The organism is Flindersiella endophytica, assembly GCF_054779015.1.
This window is the reverse complement of record NZ_BAAGYY010000009.1, coordinates 191,219-211,884: the sequence shown is the minus strand read 5'-3', so window position 1 is coordinate 211,884 and position 20,666 is coordinate 191,219. Positions and strand designations below refer to the sequence as shown.

The following is a 20,666-nucleotide window of genomic DNA, read 5'->3' as shown; positions in this document are numbered from 1 at the left end:
GCCTACGCGATACCTAGGCGTGACCGGAAGCGGAACGCTCCGCGTCGAGCGCGATGGCCAGCGCGGCCAGGCCGTCCTCCGGCGTGACCCGCGGCGACCCGCCGTTACGCAGGACGGACAGGAACTCACCGAGCTGAGCGGTGTAGGGCTCGATGGAGAAGTCGTCGACGTACAGCTTCGTGCCGGCACCGTCGGTGAGCACAGGGTTGGGCGCGGAGTCGAACCGCAGCTCGCCCTCGTCGCCGATGATCTCGAGCGTGGTGCGGAACTCCGCGCCCACGTGGTCCCAGCGCGCGATGATCTCCGACTCGGCGCCGTTGGCGTGCGTCAGGTGCGCGGTGCCGGTGATCGGCAGCCCGCCCGCGGCCTTCTCCTCGGTGGCCGACACCCGGATCACCTCGCCGGCGATCCAGCGGGCGTAGTCGATGTCGTGGATGCCGAGGTCGACGATCACGCCGCCGGAGCGCGCGGGGTCGCCGAACCAGTCGCCCCAGTGGGGGTACTCGCCGTTACGCAGCAGCTTCACCGACCGCACCCGGCCGATCCGCCCGGCGGCGACGAGTTGCTGAGCGTGCTCGTACGCCGGGAAGTAGCGCAGCGTGTGCCCGACGAACAGCCGTACGCCAGCCGACCGGCAGGCCTCGATCATGCCCTTGGCGTCGTCGAACGTGCGAGCCAGCGGCTTCTCGCAGACCACGTCGCGGCCGCCGGCAGCGGCCTGCAACACCAGCGAGGCGTGCGTGTCGGTGGGCGTGCAGATGTCGATCAGCTCCGCCTGCGCGTACAAGGCGTCGCGGTCGGCGACGGCGGTGACGCCGTGCTCACGCGCGAACGCCTCCCTGCGTTCGGCCGAACGCGAGTGCACGAGGATGTCGGCGCCCAGCCGCTGCCATGCCAATACATGCTTGACAGCCATCTCGCCCGTGCCGATGACACCTACGCGCATGAACCCTCCGCCAGTTCTGGCCAGCCGTGAAGACTGGTCGTCCTCCTGCAAGTGACGATATCTGTTGTACACATGGAATCGTTCAACGGACTTGGCGTCCACCTGGGTAACGTTTCCCGGCTCTCGCCGGCGAAGACGCGTTCGATCAGTGCGGAGAACCCGAACGGAGAGAAGGCGGGAGGCGCGAGGTCCCTGGAGAACCTCGAGTCCGGCCCGTCGCGTGACCTCGGCGAAGGCTGGAAGGTCCGGCCGTGCGTGACGATCGAGGGCTCGACCACGTTCACGCTCGCCGACATCGAGGGGCCGGGCGCGATCCAGCACATCTGGATCACGGTGAACAAGTCGCACTGGCGGCGGCTCGTGCTGCGCTGCTACTGGGACGGTGAGGAGACGCCGTCGGTCGAGGTGCCGGTCGGTGACTTCTTCGCCAACGGCTGGGGTGAGCACTCGCAGGTCAGCTCGATCCCGATCGCGGTGAACCCGTCCGGCGGCTTCAACTCCTACTGGGAGATGCCGTTTCGGCAGCACGCCCGGATCACCGTGGAGAACCTCAGCCCGGAGAAGATCGACGGGTTCTTCTACCAGGTGACGTACGCGCTCACCGAGGTCGAGGAGGACCGCGCGTACTTCCACGCACAGTTCCGGCGCAACAACCCCTTGCCGTACGGCGAGGTGCACACGCTGCTCGACGGCGTGCGCGGCAAGGGCCAGTACGTCGGCACGTACCTCGCCTGGGGCGTGAACAACAACGGCTGGTGGGGCGAGGGGGAGATCAAGTTCTACCTCGACGGCGACGGCGACTACCCCACGATCTGCGGCACGGGTACGGAGGACTACTTCGGCGGGGCGTGGGCGTTCGCGCTGAAGGACGAGACGTACGGCATCTACACCACGCCCTACCTCGGTATGCCGCAGATCCTCACCGGCGACGGGTTCATGACGACGCAGCAACGGTTCGGCCTGTACCGGTGGCACGTCCCGGACCCGATCCGCTTCGAGGAGGACCTCAAGGTGACGATCCAGGCGCTAGGCTGGCGGGCCGGGCACGGCGGGCACGCGCGGTTCCTGCCGCTGCAGGACGACATCGCGAGCACGGTGTTCTGGTACCAAGCCGAGCCGCACGCTCCGTTCCCGCAGTTCCCGTCGCTCGACGACCTGGAAGTGATCTAGGGGAGGCGATGTGGTCGCGGTCCTGCTCTGCGTGCTGGGCCTGGTGGCGCTGGCGGTGCTGGTGATCGGCTGGGCGGAGATCGTCCACTGGCGATCCACCCGCCGCCTGACGCGACCTGACCCGGGCAGCGGGTCCGAGGCCATCGTGGTGCTGGGCTACCGCAACCCGGACCGCGACCACATCAACGCCCTGAACCGCTGGCGGGTACGCGCGGGCCTGCGTTCGATCGACGGCGCCGGCACGTCCCGGCTGGTGCTCAGCGGCGGGCCGTACGAAGCGTCGCTGATGGCGCGGTACGCCACCGAGCAGTGTGGCTACGCCGGCGAGGTCGTCGTCGAGGACGTGTCGCGTACGACCTGGGAGAACGTCGAGCAGGTGATCCCGTTCCTCGAGGACGTGGAGCGGATCAAGTTCGTCTCCAACCCGCTCCACGCGGAGAAGGCGCGGCTCTATCTCCAGCTCCAGCGGCCCGACCTGGCCGAACGGATGGTCCGCGCGGCCGACCACTGCATCGGCGAGTGGGCTCCGCTGAAGCCGTTGTTCGCGGTCTACGGGCTGCGGGACCTCGCCAAGCACAAGCGGAACCTGGCCGCGCAGGGGCGCCTAACGCCGTGACGGCTCGCTCGGCGAGCCCAGTTCGTCGTCGACGAAGCGCGAGCGGCCGGCGTGCAGGCCGACCAGGACCTGCGGCCCGATCAACAGCAGCAGGATCCAGATCGGGAGCGTCCAGCCGCCGGTGGCTCCGTACAGGATGCCGAGCATCAACGGTCCCACTGCGCCGATCAGGTACCCGATGCCCTGCACGAACCCCGACAACCCGGCCGTGACCTCGACGGTCCGGGCGCGCAGGCCGATCATCGTCAGCGCGAGCGGGAACGCGCCGCCGCCCAGGCCCATGAGCAGCACCCACAGCCATGGGAGCGTGGTCGGAACGGCGAGCAGTCCTGCGTAGCCCAGGATGTACGCGGCTCCGCACGCGATCACCGCCGGACGCTGGTCGGGCAGGCGGGTCGCGATCGCCGGGATCGCGAGTGAGACGGGGACCCCGGCGATCGGCAGGAGTGACAGCATGATGCCGGCGTGCACCGGGTCGAGGCCGGCGTCGCGGAAGATCTGGGCGAGCCAGCCGAACCCCGCGTACGCCTGCAGCGACTGCAGGCCGAAGAACAGCGCGAGCGACCAGGCCAGCTTGGACCGGGCGAGGTCCCCGGCGGTGACCCGCCGGGGTGCGTCGGCGGCGTCGGTCAGCGCCGGGCGCTCTCCCCAGGCCAGCAGGAGCCACGGGAACAGCGCGACCACGGCGGTCAGCGCCCAGGTCGCCAGGCCGTACCGCCAGCTGCCGAACGCCTCGGAGATCGGCACCGTCGTCGCCGCCGGGACGGTCGCGCCGATCGAGAGCATGGTCGTGTACGCGGCCGTCAGCAGGCCGACGCGGCCAGGGAAACGGGCCTTGACGACGGCGGGCAGAAGGACGTTGACGGTGGCCATGCCGGCGAGCGCGACGACGGTCGCCGCCATGAACAGCAGGGCGTTCCCGCTGATCGCGCGCACGATCAGACCGGTGAACGTCGCGAGGATGGACACGACGATGACGTGCCGCGTGCCGAACCGGCGAGCCCAGCCCGGCGCCGCCGCACCGATCCCCGCGAAACACAGCACCGGCAGCGTCGTAAGGACGCCCGCGAGCGCCGGCGACAGCTGCAGCCCGGCACGGATCTCCTCCAGGACGGCGCCGAGGCTCGTCACCGCGGACCGGAGGTTGAACGACAGCAGCAGGATCGCGCCGAACAGGAACCACGCGGACCCTTTGACCTGCTTGAGCAAACTCATCGATCGAGCGTGGCGACGCACTCGACGTGATGCGTCATCGGGAACGCGTCGAACGCGCGCAGGTCCGACAGTTGCCAACCCAGCTTGGCGAATCGGCCGAGGTCACGGGCGAGCGTGGCGGGGTCGCACGAGACGTAGGCGATCCGCCGCCTGGCCAGCTTGGCGATCCGGGTGACGACCTGCTCCTCCAGGCCGGTACGCGGCGGGTCGACGACGATCAGGTCGACGGGCCTGATGCGCTTGCTGGTTATCGTGCGTTCGACCTTGCCGGCCTCGACGTCGGCGTTCGGCAGGTCGCGCAGGTTGTGCTGCGCGTCGTGGACGGCGATCGGGTCCGACTCGATGCCGAGGACATGACCGGTCGGGCCCACGTGGTCGGCGAGGACGCCGGTGAACAGCCCGACTCCGCAGTACAGGTCGAGCGCGGTCTCGCCGAGCTGCGGGTGCAGCGCCTTGATCACCGCGTCGACGAGGGTCTGCGCCGCGGCGGGATGGACCTGCCAGAAGCCGCTGCCGCTGACCTGCCAGCTGCGGCCGGCGGCTTGCTCGCGTACGTACGGCAGGGCGGGGCCGGGGGCGGGCTTGCCGCGGACGACGCGGACCTTGGCGTCGAGCCGGGGGATGGGTGGCCTGTCGGCGTCGACGAGCACGAGCCGGTCGGCCGTCTCGGGCGCGGCGATCGCCTCGACCTCGGAGAAGCCCTTCCAGTGCAGGCTCTCCGCGCCGAGTTGCTCGACCTCGGGGTGCGCGATCGGGCACTGGTCGACGACCTGGATGTTGTGCGAGCGGTGCCGCCGGAAGCCGAGCCGCCCGTTGCCGGCGACGGCGAAGCGGACGCGGGTACGCCAGCCGAGGTTGTCGGGGGTGCCGGGCAGCTCCTCGACCGTCACGTCGCGCTCGATGCCGGCGAGGCGTCGCAGCTGGTCGGCGACGACCTGGGCCTTGAGCGTGCGCTGGGCCTCGGCGGTGGCGTGCTGCCAGTCGCAGCCGCCGCACTTGCCGGGCCCGGCGTACTTGCAGGGCGGGTCGACCCGGTCGTTGGAGCCGCGCAGGATCTCCACGGCGTCGGCGCGCCAGAACCGCTTCGTCTGCTCGACGACTCTCGCGCGGACCCGTTCACCGGGCAGCGCGTGCCGCACGAACACGACCCGCCCTTCGTATCGGGCGACGCACCAGCCGCCGTTGGCGACAGTGGCAACGTCCAGTTCGATCAGCTCGTCGGGCATTCCAACGAACTTACCCGCCGCAGAATCGGGAAGTACGCCGCCCACTCGCGAACGACTTCGCCCGCGACGGCGACCGGCTCGCCGGGGAGCGACCGGCGGCCGGTGCGGTCAGCGCCAGGTCAGGACGGCGGCGCGGCCTTGCGGTCCGCTGGCCCAGCAGGCGGCTCCGGCGCAGTCGACGCTGTCGTAGGCGCCGGTGTCGAAGGGCTTCCAGCTCCGGCCGCCGTCGTACGTCACGTCGCTGCCGCTCGGGCCGACGGCCAGGCCGACCGGGGAGTGCGCCAGCCAGGTGGAGCCGGAACGGTAGCCGCCCGGTGCTTTGCCGGCCGGCACGAGCTGCCACGTACGGCCGCCGTCGGAGGTGGTGGCGGCGGCGTCGACCGCTTCGGTTGGGGTCGTGTAGTCGCCGCCGACGGCGAGGCCGTGGCGGCTGTCGCGGAAGGCGAGGGAGTAGATGCCGGCGGACGGGCCGCTGGCCACCGGGGTGGCCGTGGCCTGCCAGTGGCGGCCGCCGTCAGACGTACGGAAGACGCGGGCCGACGCGCCGCCGCCGGTTGCGAACCAGGCTGTGTGGCCGGGGCCGCTCACCAGGCACGTACCGGACGCCGCGAACGCGAACTCGCCCTCCAGCGCGGCCGGCATGCCGTCGCCGGGCTGGACGCGCCAGGAGGCGCCGCCGTCGTGGGTGGCGAGGATGCGGAACTTGCCTTCGACCGGGTCGCTCAGCGCGAGGCCGTGCTTGCGGTCGAGGAATGTGACGCAGTCGTAGAACGCGGCCGGCTCGTCGTTCACGAACGTGGCTCGCCAGGTGGCGCCGCCGTCGGAGGTGAGGAGCACGCGGGAGTCCTCGCCGGTGCCGATCGCGAGCACGACGGCGTGGCGGCTGTCGAACGCCTCCACGTCGCGGAACTCCAGTGCGGAGGCGTCCGGCGGCGAGACGTTCCGCCAGGTCCGGCCGGAGTCGGAGGTCCGCAGCACGGTGCCACCGCTGCCGGCCAGCCACGCCGTGCGATGGTCGACGGCGGCCAGGCCGCGGAACTGCCCGGTGGTGCCGGTCGGCCTCGGCTCCCACGCCGGCTCGGGACCTCCACCGGCCGAGGCCGAGGGAACGGCCAAGCCCAACGGAACAACGGCGAGAGCCAGCAGCGCAACGACCTTCAGTCGAGTCCTCATGGGGTGGGACGGTACCGGCGGTGGGCGTTCGTGTCAGGAGATCAGACGATGACCGACAGCCGGCCGGGCTCGGCGATCGTACGCCGGACCGGTTGCTTGGCCCGCGGGTTGGTGGAGCGCATCATCCGGTTCACCGACAGCGCGATGACGACGGTCAGCGTCAGGCCGATCAGCGCCGCGAGAATGGCGTTCCACGCGACTGACATGCCCGTGGGGAACCCTTCGCCGCTCGCCATCGCCACGACCGCGATCGCGACACCGGACGCGCCGATCGAAGCGGCCGCGCAGGCCCACCAGGCAGTCGGTGTCCAGGCCCGGACGACGACGCCGGGGCCGAGCGCGGCCAGCGGTAACGCGATCAGCGGACGGACGCCGCCGAACAGCTCGCCGACGAACGAGCTGCCGCGCAGGATCAGGATCACGGCGAGCGCTCCGGCGGCGATGAGCACGCCGAACAGGAATACCCACTCGTACATCACCTGGCCGACCGTGGGCCGCTCCTCCGAGAGCTTGGTCCGCGCACCGGACGCGGCCATCAGCGCCAGGGCCAGCGCGGCGACGATCGAGATGCCGGCCGTGGTGGGCTGGAGCGCCTCGCCACGCAGGCACATCGTCGCGGCGCCGCCGCCGGAGGTCGCGACGAGCACAGCGACGGCGTACTCGCCGGGTAAGCCGGTCAGCCGTCGTACCGGCAACGTCAGCAGGATCGCGACCGACCCCGCGATCGCGATCGAGAAGCCGGCGAGCAGTTGCGGCCACCAGGGCGGCCAGGCCACCTCGGGGATGTGGGACAGCACCGCGACGCCGGTGACCACGCCGGCGGAGGCGGCGGTGCCCCAGCGGTTTCCGAGCGCACGATGGACGAACACCGCCGTCAGCACACCGACGACGGCGGCCGCGGACAGCGAGCCGACCTTGCCGTCGGCGACCTGGGCAGCGGTCAGGCCGACCAGGACGATGCCGGCGCCCAGGCAGGACAGCACGATCGCGGTGGCCAGCATCGCGGTGCGCTCCCGCGCCTTCGCCCGGCTCTTGGGTGGCCGCCGGCGGCGGAGGTTGAGCCAGGACTCGGTGGTGGGCTCGGGTGGTGGAGCGGGCTCCTCCCGCGGCAGCTCGTCGCGGAACAACGGATCGGCCTGCCGCGGAACGCGCGGCTCGGGTGAAGCCTCCGGAAGGAGGTCGTCGCCGTGGGTGGACCAGCCGGTCGGATCTGCGGTCGGTGCGGACCGCCGGCCCGGAAAGGCCGGCCCGGCCGGCGAGGGCCGCGCCGCGTGGCTGGGCCGGTCGCCTGGCTCGGAGAGGGGGTACGCGGCGCGGCCCTGGCGAGAGGTGGGTTCGGCCGGTGCGTCCGGCAACGGGTGGGCTGTACGGGCGGCTCGCCTTCCCGGCTCGGCGTACTCCGCCCGTTGGGGCGCGCCTCGCTCGGGAACGGTGGCATGGGTCGCTCGCCTGCGGCGTGCGGTGGGATCGGCCGAAGCGGCGGACGCCGACGAGCTGCCGAGCGGTCCGGTCGCGTGCGTGGCTCGCCGGCCCGGCCCGGCCGGTCGCGCCGGCTCGGGGGCATCCGGAGGCAGATCGGCCGTACGCGCGGCCCGCCGGCCCCGGCCAACTGGCCCGGCCGACTCGGGCGCGCCTCGCTCGGCGTCGGTGGCGCGGGTCGCGTGCCTGCTGCGTGCGGTCGGTTCGGCAGTTCCGGCTGCCTCTGGCAGCGGTCCGGACGCTCGCCGGCCGGGCTCCGCCGATCGGGAGGATGGCCTCGATGGCGCGTCAACTGGACGATCGGCCGCACGCCTGCGGTGTACGGCTGGTTCGGCCGGCGCGGGCGATGCGCCGGCTGCCGCCTCTGGCAGCGGACCAGTTGCGTGGGTACCTCGCCTGCCGGGCTCGGCCGATCGGGTGGATGGCCCAGGTGGTGCGTCGGCCGGGCGATCGGCCGTGCGCCTGCGATGCGCGGTCGGTTCGGTGGCCGCGGCGGCTTCGGGCAGGGGCCCGCTCGTTCGCCTGCCGGGCTCCGCCGACCGGGCGGAAGGCACAGGTGGAGCATCGACCGGGCGATCGGCGGCGCGTCTGCCACCAGCGCCTCGCTCGTTCGGCGGCGGGGCCGACGCCGGCGCCGGCATCGGGGGGAGCTGCCACGGCGGCTCCGGCTCCGGCTCCGAGTCGCCCAGCAGGTCGTTCCACGACGGCTCGGGCGGCGAATCTTGATGCCGGGGTGCCTGGTGCCGAGGTGCCTGATGCCGCGGCGACGCCGGCTGCCGTTGCGCCTGCCGGGGCCGCGGCGCTTGGTGCTGCGGCGCCGGACGCCGCGCGGTCGTCGCGTGCTGGGAGTCCCGTTCGGTGACGGGCTGTGCGTCTCGGGCGCCCGGATCGGGGGTTGCCGGCCCGCGATGGCGGCCTTCAGCCGCACGCGACCCCGTTGGGTTCGCGTGTGGTGGTTGATACGAAGCCATTAGGACCTGCTTGGTTCACGCCCGCGTTGCAGCATGGCCCGAGCCACAAGCGCGCAAAAACGAGTGTTGGTGACGGCGTACCGCACGAAGAGCCGCCGGGGTTCCTGCAGCAGCCGGAACAGCCACTCCAGGCCCAGCCGCTGCAGCAGCTGCGGCGCTCGACGCAACTCGCCGGCGAGTACGTCGAAGCTGCCACCCACGCCGATGCAGACCGGTATCCCCGCGACACCGATCCGGTCGACGATGAAGACTTCCTTGGCCGGCGTGGGCATACCGACGAAGAGTACGTCGGCCTCGCTGCGCCGGATCTCGTCGATGACGACGGCCTCGTCGGCGTCGTCGTAGTAGCCGTCGCGGGAGCCGACGATGCGTACGCCCTCGTCCACCAGCCGGGCGGTCAGCCGCTGCACCACGTGGTCGCGGCCGCCGAGGAGGTAGACGCCCCAGTCGTTGGCGCGGGCGAGGTCGAGTACGCGCTCCATCAGGTCGATCCCGGCGACCCGTTCGGGTACGTGGTGGCCGAGCAGGCGGGCCGCCCAGACGAACGGCTGGCCGTCGGAGCCCACGAGGTCGCAGCGTTCGAGCAGCTCGCGGTAGGCAGGGTCCTCGTTGGCCCGCACGACGTTGGCGGCGTTCACGCAGAGGTGGGTTCCGGGCTCGCCGGTGCGGACGCGACGTTGGACCCAGTCGAGCGTCCCGCTCATACCTACAGCATCGACGGGTACGCCGAGAACACGCAACCTGCGGCCCTCGCTCACCAGCGCCATCTGCTGCCCCTAATGCCGTTTAAGTAACTGCCCGGCGACGTCCCCCGGTCCAACATCAAGCAGGGACCGCGAAGAGTATGTCACGGCGTGTCCGCCGCAGTGATCGTGTACCGGGTGTGGGCCAATGTCGGATTGATCTTGCGGACCTCGGCAACGCGTTCGGCGCTGACGTCTCCGGTGCAGTGTCCGACCTGTTCACCGAGCGCCGCGACCTGGACGCCGAACGGGTCGACGAGCATGCTGCGGCCGGAGTACGCGGGACCGGACTGCGCGGCCGCGGCGACGTAACAGGTGTTCTCGATCGCGCGGGCCCTGACCAGCGTCGTCCAGTGGTCTTCCTTCAGCGGACCGCGCATCCAGGCAGCCGGGATCGCCAGCACGTCGGCTCCGGCCCCGGCCAGCCGCCGCGACAGCTCGGGGAAGCGCAGGTCGTAACACGTGAGCAGCGCGACGTTGTGGCCGGCGACCGGCACGACCACGGGCGGCTCGGCGGGTACGCCCGGAACCAGCCGGTCGGACTCGCGATAGCCGAAGGCGTCGTACAGGTGAAGCTTGCGGTACCGCCCGGCCAACTCACCGGTGGGCCCGACCGCGACCAGCGTGTTGTAGACGCGGCCCGGGTCCGGATCTGAATGTGGACCGGCCGCCTCGAACATGCCCGCGATGATCGTCGCCTCGAGCTCCTTGGCCAGCCCGGCCAGCGACTGGACGAACGGACCGTCCAACGGCTCGGCCAGCGGGCCGAGCGAAGTGTCCGGTTTGCCGAAGTCGGCCATCGCCGCCTCCGGACACACGATCAGGTCAGGGCCCGGCGTGGACGCTCCGGCCGCCTCGCGAGCCAACCGGGTCAGCGTCTCGAGGTTGCCGGCCTTGTCCATGCCGGTCGCGAACTGCAGCAGCGTTACGCGCACGAGCTCCAGACTGCCAGACTTTGAGCGTCCGGCGACAGTGGCGCCGGACGCCGAGCCGAGCCCCGAGCCAGGCCTGAGCCGAGGAGGAACGACGTGCGGCCACCAGCGGTCGACGACAGCACGAGGAGCAACGGATGAGCGCCGAGAGCTACGACGTCGTCGTGCTCGCCGGAGGCGGTGCCCAGCGGCTGGGCGGCGTCGACAAGATCCAGCTCGCCATCGGCGGCCGTCCGATGCTCGACCGCGTCCTTGCCGCCGCGAGCGGCGCGCACCAGGTGATCGTCGTCGGGCCGGAGCGTCCGACCACCGCCAAGCAGCCGGTCCGCTGGACGATGGAGGAGCCGCCGGGCGGTGGACCGCTCGCCGGCCTGGCCGCCGCGATCGAGCTCGACGAGTGCACCTCACCGGTCATCGTCGCCCTGGCCGGCGACATGCCGCTCGTCGACCGGAAGCTCGTCGAACGCCTGGTCGCCGCGACCGCCCAGCCCGAGACCGACGCGGTGGCGCTGACCGATGCGGAGGGTCAGGTGCAGCCGCTCGCGGCCGCGTACCGGCGTGACGCGCTGGTCTCCGTACTCGACGAGATCGGCGATCCGCAGAATCTCGGGTTTCGCCCCCTGCTCTCGCGGTTGAGGATCGATATCGTCACCGACGCACGAGCCGCGACCGACTGCGACACCCCCGAAGACCTTCGCCGGCTGGAGACCATGATGCTCAGCGACTGGACCGAGCGGCTCGCCGCCGAGCTCGGCCTCGACCCGTCCGATCCCAACGTCGACCTGGACCTGCTGCTCAACCTCGCGCGCGACGCCGCCCACGCGGTCGAGCGGCCGGCGGCACCAGTTACCGCCTTCTTCGTCGGGTACGCCGCGGCCAAGCGAGGCGGTGGCGATGCCGCTATCGCCGATTGTGTCCGCATCGCCCGTGAGCTGACCGCCGAGTGGGAACGCGATGCCGCGTCCTGACGTCAACATCGCGACTCGTGCCGAGTACCGACCCTGGAGCACTCCGTGATGATCTCCGCCCGTAGCGGGCCGCCGCGGCTGAGCGGACCGACGTCCGGGTCGGCGAACCGGTCCGACATCCGTCTGCCCGAGCCGACAGTCACCCCGTTACGCCAGATCAGCGTTCGGGTCCTGCTGGCACTCGGCTTCCTGGCGATGGCCGTGCTGATCGTCTACCTCGGCCGCGACGGCTACCGCGACGCCGCCGACGACGAGCTCAACCTGATCGACTGCATCTACTACGCGACGGTCAGCCTCACGACCACGGGATACGGCGACATCACTCCGGCAACCGACGGCACCCGGCTGGTGAATGTCATCTTCGTCACGCCGCTGCGGCTGGGCTTCCTGATCGTGCTGGTCGGTACGACGCTGGAAGTGCTGGCGACCAGGAGCCGCGAACAATGGCGCCAGATGCAATGGAGGAGACGGTTGCACAACCACACCATCGTCGTCGGGTACGGCGTGAAGGGCCGAAGTGCCGTCGACACGCTGGTCAACGGCGGCGTGTCCCGGGACCAGATCGTCGTGGTCGACCCGTCGGCCGAGATCGTCGCCGACGCGAACGCGCACGGCTTCGCCGCGATCGTCGGCGACGCGACCCGCGCCGACGTACTCCGCCGGGTCGAGATCGACTCCGCCCATCAGATCCTGGTCACGACCGACCGCGACGACACGGCCGTACTGATCACGCTGACCGCGCGCCAGCTCAACAGCAAGGCGTCGATCGTGGTCGCCGTCCGCGAGGGCGAGAACGTCAACCTGCTCCGGCAGAGCGGCGCGGACGTCGTCGTCACGTCCTCCGATGCGGTCGGGCGGCTGATGGGCCTGGCTACGGTGAGCCCTGAGCTCGGCACGGTGCTGGACGACCTGCTGTCGTACGGCGAAGGGCTGGAGGTCGCCGAGCGGCCGATCCTGGCGCGCGAGGTCGGCAAGTCGCCGCGGGCGCTGGACGACATCTGCCTGGCGGTCGTACGCGACGGGCAGCTCCACCGCTTCTTCGAGCCCACTGTCTCGCAGTTGCTGCGCGGCGACCGGCTGATCGTCGTCCGGTCGGCCAAGGAACTGCCGTGGGCGCCGCGCCCGGGTGGCGAGGGCGACACTGACACCGAAGCCGACGACGAGGACGACGAGAGCGGGAGTTCGCGATGAGAGCCGTGGTGACCAGCGGAGCCGGTGGGCTGGGCGTCCTCGCGGTCGGCGAGGCGCCGGATCCCGGCCCTCCGGGAGTGGGCGAGGTCCAGATCTCGGTCGCGGCCGCGGGCGTGAACCGGGCCGACATCGCCCAGCGCGAGGGCAACTATCCGCCACCGCCCGGTGCGTCGGAGACCATCGGCCTGGAGTGCTCCGGAGTCGTCGCCGAGGTCGGCCCGGACGTGACGGAGTTCGCCGTGGGCGACGCGGTGTGCGCGCTGCTGCCCGGTGGCGGGTACGCCGAGCGCGTGGTCGCACCGGTGGGCCGCGTGCTCCCCGTACCCGACGGTGTGGAGCTGGTCGAGGCCGCCGGCCTGCCGGAGACGGTGTGCACGGTCTGGGCGAACGTCTTCATGCTGGCGGGCCTGCGTCCGGGCGAGACGCTGCTCGTGCACGGTGGCGGGAGCGGGATCGGAACGACCGCGATCCAGCTCGCCATCGCCACCGGATCGCGGGTGCTGGTGACCGTTGGTAGCCAGGCCAAGGCCGAACGCTGCCTCGAGCTGGGCGCGGCCGCCGCGATCGTCTACTCGTCGGAGGACTTCGTCGAAGGCTGCCTGGCCGCGACCGAAGGGCGCGGCGCCGACGTGATCCTGGACGTCGTGGGTGCGGCCTACCTCGAACGCAACCTCGACGCGCTCGCCACCGGCGGCCGGCTGGCGATCATCGGGCTGCAGAAGGGCCGGACGTCCGAGATCGACCTCGGCAAGCTGATGGCGAAGCGGGCGAGCGTCTCAGCCACTGGACTGCGAGCGCGGCCCGAAGCCGAGAAGGCGGCGATCGTCTCCTCCGTACGCGAGACGGTGTGGCCGCTCGTCGCATCCGGGCAGGTCCGGCCGGTCATCGACCGGGTACTCCCGCTCGATCAGGTGGCCGAGGCGCACCGCGTGATGGAGGCCGGCGAACACGTCGGAAAGATCCTCCTGAGAGTCGCAAAAATCGGATCTTAGGAATTTTTTGGACTTGATCGGCAACCGGATGGTGGTTTGGTCGCGTCCCTTTCCACATGAACAAGAGTTATCTGGTGCGCCAGCGCAGGCTGGCTGCGCTGCGGATTCGTGCGGAAGTCGAGCGCCGTCGGGCGCAACGGGTGGCCATTCCGGCCCAGCAGACCGCTGCCGGCAAGACCGGCACACCCACTCGTTAGCGAACCACGGGGAATCGGGTAAATATTGGGTTCATGACCGAACCACGGCACCCCGACAGCAGCACCACGGCCGACGAAAATCCAGGCAACGGAGAGTCTCCGCGCGTGGTGATCGTCGGACCGGATGGCATGGCCGTCGAAGGGCCTCCTGCCGGCGATGACGACGCGGGTGACGAGGAGCGCTCTGTCACCGATCTGGTCGAGCAGCCGGCCAAGGTGATGCGCATCGGCAACATGATCAAGCAGCTGCTCGACGAGGTGAAGGCCGCGCCGCTCGACGAGGCCAGCCGGCAGCGGCTCAGTCAGATTCACAAGTCTTCGATCGCCGAGCTCGAGAAGGGCCTGGCCCCCGAGCTCGTCGAAGAGCTCGAGCGGCTGTCACTGCCGTTCGACGAGGCCACCGTGCCGAGCGAGCCGGAGCTGCGGGTCGCGCAGGCTCAGCTCGTGGGCTGGCTCGAGGGTCTGTTCCACGGAATCCAGACGGCGCTGTTCGCGCAGCAGATGGCGGCCCGGGCGCAGCTGGAGCAGATGCGGCGGTCGCTTCCGCCAGGTGCGTCGCTGCCTCCCGGCATGGCGGGCATGGAGGCTCCGCAGGCCCAGGAGAACGACCGCCCGGGCGGCATGTACCTCTGACCTTCACGCGAACGGCCGCGTCGACCGTGTGGTCGACGCGGCCGTTTCCGCGTGTGGTGTCTCAGCCCTCGAAGTCGGGCAGGCGGATGCCGTCGCCGAAGAACTCCGCCAGCGCGGCCACACACCTCGGCGCCGCCTTGCCGTCGCCGTACGGGTTGACCGCGGCCGCCATCCGGGCGTACGCCGCGTCGTCGTCGAGCAGCCTGGTCAGCTCGGTCTCGACGACCTCCGGGTCGGTGCCGACCAGCTTCACGGTGCCGGCGTCGACGGCCTCCGGCCGTTCGGTGTTGTCGCGCAGGACGAGGACCGGCTTGCCGAGGCTCGGCGCCTCCTCCTGTACGCCGCCCGAGTCGGTCAGCACCAGGTGGCTCTCACTCATCAGCCGGGCGAACTCGGCGTAGGCCAGCGGCTCGGTCAGCGTGACGTTCGGCAGCGCGCCGAGCTCGGCCTCCACCACCTGGCGTACGACCGGGTTGCGGTGCATCGGCAGCACAACCTCGTCGTCAGGGTGCGCGCGGACGACCCGGGCGAGCGCGCCCATCGCCGCCTGCATGCGGTCACCCCACGACTCGCGCCGGTGGGTGGTGACCAGGACGATCCGTCGTCCCGTGGCGGTGAGCTCCTCCAGCCGCGGGTCGCTGTAGGGGTGCTTCTGCCCGACGACCTCGAACAGCGCGTCGATCACGGTGTTGCCGGTGACGGCGATGCTCGCCGGCTCGATGCCCTCGGCGAGCAGGAGGTCGCGGTTGCGCGGTGTCGGCGCGAGGTGGACGCTCGTCAGCTGTGTGGTGAGCCGGCGGTTGACCTCTTCGGGGAACGGGGAGTAGCGGTTGGCCGTGCGCAGCCCGGCCTCGACGTGCACGACCGGGATCTGCTCGTAGAAGGCCGCCAGCGCGCCGGCGAAGGTCGTCGTGGTGTCGCCCTGCACGATCACCGCGTCCGGGCGGACGTCGCGGACCAGGCCGTTCACACCGGACAGGGCCCGGGTCGTGACATCGGTCAACGTCTGGCCGGGCGTCAGGATGTCGAGATCGTGGTCGGGAACGATGCCGAACAGTGCGTTGACCTGATCGAGCATCTCGCGATGCTGGCCGGTCACGGCGACGATCGGCCGGAATTCGGATGAGGCGCGCAGGGCCGCGACGACAGGTGCCATTTTCACGGCTTCCGGTCGCGTTCCGTACACAAGCATGATGCGCCGCATGATCAGGTGATTCCTCCGAAGGGGTCAAAACGGCCAGGATCGGTCACGACTCGCCGACACAGGCTAGCCGGTTACGGTTCATGATCGTTGGTACGTCGTGAGCCCGACCACTGCACCCCACCGACCGCCGACGCCGTTCCGCAAGCCCCAGCAACGCAGGGCGACCCGGCGACGACCGGCTGTCGATCGAGGGCTGGCGTGGCAGCTTCGCGCCTGGATTGGGAGCATTGCCGACAGCTTGGGCAGTATGGGCTCCGGCCGACGTGACCGGGACGACGAGTACGAATCGGAGGATCAGCGGGGCGTGGCAGAACCGCGATGGGGACGCAATGCCGAGACGTACGACGAACCACCCGGAACGCCCTGGGATGCTTATGCGACCAATATGGGGCCCGCAGGGTTCGAGTCCGATCCATATTCAGATCCAGATCCAGATCCGGACGCAGGACCGGATGACGACATCCCGCCGGGTTCCCGTAGGTCGAAGGAGGGCGGAGTAGTGGCACAGGTCGGCAGGCTCGGTGTGGCAGCTTTGGCCGGGCTCGTGGTGGCCGACGTGGTACTGGTCACGCTTGCGGTCGCTCACGTACGCGGAGACGAGACCCGGCTGGCAAAGGTATCCGATACACCGCCGAGCGCATCGCAGACCGCTGGTGGTCAGCAGACGACGAAGCCGACGAGCAAGCCGACCAAGGCGCCGGCGAAGCGGGGCATCGACCCGAAGGCGTCGCGGACGTTGGTCGACATCGGCCAGGGGGACGCGGTCGGCCGCGCGACCAGCGGCGCGTGTGGGTCTGGTGGCGGCAAGATCGAGATGTCCAGCGACGGTGGGAAGACGTTCAGCCCGGTCAGTCTCGAGTCGGCGGAGGTTGTGCTCCGGCTGGCTGTCACCGACGCTGACAAGGCCAAGGTCGTGGTCGCTGACTCCAAGTGCGAGACGGTGACGACGTTCGCCACGGAGAACGGTGGCGGGACGTGGTTCGAAGATGATCCGATGACGTGGAGCAAGGCGGCAGAGGTCGGCGCGAAGGTGCATGCGCCTGAAGGGGACGTCGACGTGCCGTGTGGGAGTGGGGCGAGCGTGCTGAGCTTGTCGACGCTTGGAGAGCAGCAGGCATATGCGCTGTGCAGTGACGGGACTGTGGCGCGGTCTGACGATGGTGGTGGGGACTGGGAGAAGCAGGGGACCGCGAAGGACGCTGCTGATCTGGACTTCATTGACGCGGAGAACGGGCTGGCTGTTGCCGCTGGGGGCTCGTCGTGTGCCGGCGTTGCGGTGTTGAAGACCTCTGATGCCGGCAAGGAGTGGGCCGAGCAGGGGTGCATCGAGACCGATGCCACGGAGATGGCGGACATCTCGGCGGATGGGGAACGGGCGTACGTGGCGGCGGGGAAGGTCGTCTGGTTCAGCGACGACGGTGGCGAGAGCTGGAAGCAGCAGACTCAGTAGGGCATCTTGACTTTGGAGCCTCTGCCGCTTCAATCGCTTCGCTCTACGGTGGTCAGGCTGCGCCTGACCACCGTCTCCCGCCGCCACCAATCCGGCCGCTCGGCTGACCGTCTCCGCTTCGGCCGACTGCCAACGGTCCGCACCACTGTCGGCTTTTCACCGGCACGCACTTGGCGGTTGTTGGATCAGGCTGGGGTGTTGACCGGGGCTCGGCGACGGCCGGCCTCTGGGGCGTAGCCGTAGCCGTATCCGTAGGTCTGGGCGTCGGGGCCCTTGGCGGGGGCCATGTTGAGGACGGTGCCGAGGAGGCGGGCTCCGACTTTCTCCAGGTTGTCGCAGGCCTTCTGTACTTGGTCGACCGTCGTCTTGCCGTGGCGGACGACCAGGACGGCGCCGTCGGACATGCGGGCCAGCAACGCGGCGTCGGTGACCGGGAGGAGGGGTGGGGCGTCGATCAGGATGATGTCGGCGCGGCGGTCGAGTTCCTGGAGGAGGAGTTCCATTGCCCGGGACTGGAGGAGCTCGCTCGGGTTCGGTGGGATCGGGCCGCTCGCCAGGACCTCGAGGGGGAGGTCGCCCCATTGCTGGATCGCGTCTTCGGGGTCTGCTCGTCCGATGAGAACGGAGGTCAGGCCGGAGGCGGATTCGAGGCCGAGGTAGGTGCCCAGCCTTGGCCGGCGCACGTCGCCTTCGATGAGGACGACGCGTTGGCCGGCTTCCGCGAGAGTCAGGGCGAGGTTGGCGGTGGCGGTCGTCTTGCCTTCGGAGGGGACCGAGCTGGTGACCACGATGCGCTTCGGGCGGCGGTCGACGTTGACGAACTGGAGGTTGGTCCGCAGCTGGCGGAACGCCTCGGCTCGCGGGGAGCGAGGTTCGAGCTGGACGACGAGGGGGTGGGTGTTGGCGTCACCGTCGTGGGCGATGACGCCGAGGCTCGGGGCACCGGTCTTCTCGTTCAGCAGGTCCGGTGTCTTCACCGAGGTGTCGAGGACCTCGCGCAGGAAGGCGAACACCATTCCCGCGATCAGGCCGCTGAGCAGTCCGAGTGGGAGGGTGCGGCCCGGCTGCGGAGCGAACGGTGTGCTCGGCAGCGTCGGCGACGAGATCGTCGTCATCCGGATCGTGGCCGGCTGATCATCTGTGGGCTGTACGAGTGACGACACCTGCGACGAGAGCTCCTCGGCCACAGCCGAGGCGAGCCGTTGAGCCTGTGCCGGTTTGGTGTCGGTGACGGTGATCTCGAGCAACGTGGTGTCGGGGATCACGCGTGCGCTGATCTTGCCCGCGAGTGCCGACGGCGACATCGAGAGGCCTTCGTCGCGGATCACCGCCTGCGTGATCAGCTCGCCCTTGACCAGCAGGGCGTATGTCTTGGCGCTCTGCTGGGAGAAGAGCCCGCCCTGGTAGGCGTCGGCGTTGTTTCCGACGGTGTTCGCGCTGATGTAGAGGGTTGCCCTGGAGGCGTAGGTGGGCGTGGTCCGGATGGTGACGACTGCCGCTGCGGCGACGCCCATGGCCGCGCAGATCGTCACCAGGAGCCAGTACTTTCGAATGGCCCGCACGTAGTCCTGCAGCTCCAACGGGGCACCCTTCCTGTGATGCCGGTTAAACTCCTGCGAGCAAGAGTCTGGCATGCCGCGGATGCGGTATGTGCATTCGCCGGTACAGTCGGGTGGTCATAACAGCCGGTTACCACTAGGCTGTCCCGTTCGTCTCGTAACGCAGTGTGAATATCAGCCCTCAGACAGCCAAGGAAAAGGGATAAGTGGTGTCCGAGCACGGGAATGGCGCAACGCCGCACTCCCGGCTGTGGTTCCGCCTCTTGCTCCTGGTGAGCGACCTGGCCACCTGGGTGGTCTGCCTCGGCCTGGCGACGGTCTTCCGGTACGACGGCGCGCTGAACCGCCTCGACACCGAGGGCCTGTTCGTGACGATGCTGATCGCGGGCGGGCTGCAGTTGCTGCTCGGCATCGTCACCAAGCTCTACCAAGGTGGCTACCGCCTGGCGAGCCTCGACGAGGCGTTCATCCTTTCTGTGATCGTCCTCACGATCGGCGCGGTGCTGCTGGTCGTCGACCTGGCCGTACAGCCCAGCCGGATGGTGCCGCTCTCGGTTCCGTTCAGCGGCAGCCTCGCCGCGGTGCTCGGCATGCTCGTCGTCCGCTCGCTGATCCGGCGGGTACGCGAGGGCAACGCCCGCCCCAAGGAAGGCATCCGCACGCTGGTCTTCGGTGCCGGCGACGGCGGGCACCAGCTGCTCTGGTCGATGATCCGCGACACGTCCAGCCCGTACATCCCGGTCGCGATGCTCGACGACGATCCGGGCAAGCGGCACCTGCGGATCAACGGCATCCGCGTGCGTGGCACTCGCCAGGACATCGTGCGGGTCGCCCAGGAGACCAGGGCCGAGGCATTGGTGATCGCGGTCCCCAGCGGGAGCGCGGCGTTCTTCCGCGAGCTCGCCCACTCCGGTCACGAGGCGGGCCTCGAGGTCAAGGTGCTGCCCGGCATCGCCGACCTGCTGGCGCCGTCGAGCATCACGATCCGTGACGTACGCGACATCGACGTCACCGACATCCTCGGCCGGCACCAGATCGACACCGACATCACCACGATCGCCGAATACCTCACCGGCAAGCGGGTGCTGGTCACCGGAGCCGGCGGCTCGATCGGATCGGAGCTCTGCCGGCAGATCCACGCGTTCGGGCCGGCCGAGCTGATGATGCTCGACCGCGACGAGTCGGCGCTGCACGCCGTTCAGCTGTCACTGCAGGGCCGGGCGCTGCTCGACACCGACGACGTGATCCTCGCCGACATCCGCGACCACGACCGGGTCATCGAGATCTTCAAGGAACGCAGCCCCGAGGTGGTGTTCCACGCCGCGGCGCTGAAGCATGTGCCGATGCTCGAGCAGTACCCCGAGGAGGGGTTCAAGACCAACGTGCTCGGCACCGCCAACGTGCTGGAGGCCGCGCAGCAGGTCGGCGTCAGCCGGTTCGTCAACATCTCGACCGACAAGGCTGCCAACCCCACCACCGTGCTGGGTCGCACCAAGCGGCTGGCCGAACGCATGACCGCGCACTACGCCCAGACCACCTCGACCGGCCGCTATCTGTCCGTACGGTTCGGCAACGTGCTCGGCAGCCGGGGCTCGGTGCTGACGTCGTTCGCCAAGCAGATCGCCGACGGTGGTCCGGTGACAGTGACCGATGTCGAGGTCACCCGCTACTTCATGACGATCCCCGAGGCGGTGCAGTTGGTCGTGCAGGCCGCGGCGATCGGGCGCGACGGCGAGGCGCTGGTGCTCGACATGGGCGAACCGGTGCGGATCGTCGACGTCGCGCGTCAGCTGATCGAGATGTCCGGTCGTGAGATCGACATCGTCTTCACCGGGCTGCGGCCCGGCGAGAAGCTGCACGAAGTGCTGCTCGGCGAGAACGAGGACGACTCCCGCCCGTTCCACCCACTGATCTCCCACGTTACGGTGCCGCCGAAGGAACCGGCTCTGGTGCAGCCGTCCGATGTGCTGGAACCCGCAAGGCTTAGCGAGATGACCTGAG

General features: G+C 70.1%; 19 protein-coding genes. 9 read left to right on the top strand and 10 right to left on the bottom strand.

Features of this window, described 5'->3' with window-relative positions; translation table 11 throughout:
• Positions 1 to 13 precede the first annotated feature (13 nt).
• Positions 14 to 946 carry a Gfo/Idh/MocA family protein gene (locus tag ACYVF6_RS06280; protein ID WP_460516947.1) on the bottom strand — a complete coding sequence of 311 codons (933 nt, stop codon included), beginning with the start codon at positions 944 to 946 and terminating at the stop codon, positions 14 to 16.
• Between the two features lie 72 nt (positions 947 to 1,018).
• Here ACYVF6_RS06280 and ACYVF6_RS06275 point away from each other — a divergent pair, with 72 nt between their 5' ends.
• A complete protein-coding gene (locus ACYVF6_RS06275) occupies positions 1,019 to 2,116 on the top strand; it encodes a glycoside hydrolase family 172 protein (protein ID WP_460516944.1) in 1,098 nt (365 codons plus the stop codon).
• Between the two features lie 10 nt (positions 2,117 to 2,126).
• Positions 2,127 to 2,732, top strand: coding sequence for a YdcF family protein (locus tag ACYVF6_RS06270; protein WP_460516941.1), 606 nt, complete (start codon positions 2,127 to 2,129; stop codon positions 2,730 to 2,732).
• On the opposite strand, the gene ACYVF6_RS06265 is transcribed toward ACYVF6_RS06270, so the two are convergent.
• The 6 genes from ACYVF6_RS06265 to ACYVF6_RS06240 form a co-directional block, all read right to left on the bottom strand.
• A complete protein-coding gene (locus tag ACYVF6_RS06265; protein WP_460516938.1) occupies positions 2,721 to 3,947 on the bottom strand; it encodes a CynX/NimT family MFS transporter in 1,227 nt (408 codons plus the stop codon). The two genes, ACYVF6_RS06270 and ACYVF6_RS06265, sit on opposite strands and share 12 nt — an antisense overlap.
• Complete coding sequence (locus ACYVF6_RS06260) at positions 3,944 to 5,173, bottom strand: class I SAM-dependent RNA methyltransferase (protein WP_460516935.1); 1,230 nt, start codon at positions 5,171 to 5,173, stop codon at positions 3,944 to 3,946. The genes ACYVF6_RS06265 and ACYVF6_RS06260 overlap by 4 nt, the downstream gene beginning before the upstream one ends.
• A gap of 108 nt (positions 5,174 to 5,281) precedes the next feature.
• Positions 5,282 to 6,346: a WD40/YVTN/BNR-like repeat-containing protein gene (locus ACYVF6_RS06255; protein WP_460516932.1), complete on the bottom strand. Its 1,065-nt coding sequence runs from the start codon at positions 6,344 to 6,346 to the stop codon at positions 5,282 to 5,284.
• A gap of 41 nt (positions 6,347 to 6,387) precedes the next feature.
• Complete coding sequence (locus ACYVF6_RS06250) at positions 6,388 to 7,701, bottom strand: hypothetical protein (protein WP_460516929.1); 1,314 nt, start codon at positions 7,699 to 7,701, stop codon at positions 6,388 to 6,390.
• 1,094 nt (positions 7,702 to 8,795) lie between these two features.
• Entirely contained in the window at positions 8,796 to 9,500 is a 705-nt protein-coding gene (locus ACYVF6_RS06245) for a WecB/TagA/CpsF family glycosyltransferase (RefSeq protein WP_460516926.1), read from the bottom strand.
• Positions 9,501 to 9,643: 143 nt separating this feature from the next.
• Positions 9,644 to 10,474: a carbon-nitrogen hydrolase family protein gene (locus tag ACYVF6_RS06240; protein ID WP_460516924.1), complete on the bottom strand. Its 831-nt coding sequence runs from the start codon at positions 10,472 to 10,474 to the stop codon at positions 9,644 to 9,646.
• A gap of 134 nt (positions 10,475 to 10,608) precedes the next feature.
• Here ACYVF6_RS06240 and ACYVF6_RS06235 point away from each other — a divergent pair, with 134 nt between their 5' ends.
• The 5 genes from ACYVF6_RS06235 to ACYVF6_RS06215 are packed head-to-tail and all read left to right on the top strand — an operon-like array spanning position 10,609 to position 14,452.
• Positions 10,609 to 11,439 (top strand): NTP transferase domain-containing protein, encoded by an 831-nt coding sequence (locus ACYVF6_RS06235; protein WP_460516922.1) that lies wholly within the window; start codon positions 10,609 to 10,611, stop codon positions 11,437 to 11,439.
• Positions 11,440 to 11,487: 48 nt separating this feature from the next.
• On the top strand, positions 11,488 to 12,630 hold the full coding sequence (locus ACYVF6_RS06230) for a potassium channel family protein (protein ID WP_460519402.1): 1,143 nt from the start codon (positions 11,488 to 11,490) through the stop codon (positions 12,628 to 12,630).
• Entirely contained in the window at positions 12,627 to 13,622 is a 996-nt protein-coding gene (locus ACYVF6_RS06225) for an NAD(P)H-quinone oxidoreductase (RefSeq protein WP_460516919.1), read from the top strand. The genes ACYVF6_RS06230 and ACYVF6_RS06225 overlap by 4 nt, the downstream gene beginning before the upstream one ends.
• A gap of 56 nt (positions 13,623 to 13,678) precedes the next feature.
• Entirely contained in the window at positions 13,679 to 13,819 is a 141-nt protein-coding gene (locus tag ACYVF6_RS06220) for a hypothetical protein (RefSeq protein ID WP_460516916.1), read from the top strand.
• 33 nt (positions 13,820 to 13,852) lie between these two features.
• Positions 13,853 to 14,452, top strand: a complete 600-nt coding sequence (locus tag ACYVF6_RS06215; RefSeq protein ID WP_460516914.1) for a bacterial proteasome activator family protein — start codon at positions 13,853 to 13,855, stop codon at positions 14,450 to 14,452.
• Positions 14,453 to 14,513: 61 nt separating this feature from the next.
• On the opposite strand, the gene wecB is transcribed toward ACYVF6_RS06215, so the two are convergent.
• Complete coding sequence (wecB, locus tag ACYVF6_RS06210; RefSeq protein WP_460519399.1) at positions 14,514 to 15,644, bottom strand: non-hydrolyzing UDP-N-acetylglucosamine 2-epimerase; 1,131 nt, start codon at positions 15,642 to 15,644, stop codon at positions 14,514 to 14,516.
• A 430-nt stretch (positions 15,645 to 16,074) separates the two neighbouring features.
• A complete protein-coding gene (locus ACYVF6_RS06205) occupies positions 16,075 to 16,242 on the bottom strand; it encodes a hypothetical protein (RefSeq protein ID WP_460516911.1) in 168 nt (55 codons plus the stop codon).
• A gap of 150 nt (positions 16,243 to 16,392) precedes the next feature.
• Here ACYVF6_RS06205 and ACYVF6_RS06200 point away from each other — a divergent pair, with 150 nt between their 5' ends.
• On the top strand, positions 16,393 to 17,106 hold the full coding sequence (locus tag ACYVF6_RS06200; protein WP_460516908.1) for a WD40/YVTN/BNR-like repeat-containing protein: 714 nt from the start codon (positions 16,393 to 16,395) through the stop codon (positions 17,104 to 17,106).
• A 185-nt stretch (positions 17,107 to 17,291) separates the two neighbouring features.
• On the opposite strand, the gene ACYVF6_RS06195 is transcribed toward ACYVF6_RS06200, so the two are convergent.
• Positions 17,292 to 18,686: a tyrosine-protein kinase domain-containing protein gene (locus ACYVF6_RS06195; protein WP_460516905.1), complete on the bottom strand. Its 1,395-nt coding sequence runs from the start codon at positions 18,684 to 18,686 to the stop codon at positions 17,292 to 17,294.
• A 188-nt stretch (positions 18,687 to 18,874) separates the two neighbouring features.
• On the opposite strand from ACYVF6_RS06195, the gene ACYVF6_RS06190 reads away from it, so the two are divergent.
• Complete coding sequence (locus ACYVF6_RS06190) at positions 18,875 to 20,665, top strand: polysaccharide biosynthesis protein (RefSeq protein WP_460516902.1); 1,791 nt, start codon at positions 18,875 to 18,877, stop codon at positions 20,663 to 20,665.
• Position 20,666: the final 1 nt, after the last annotated feature.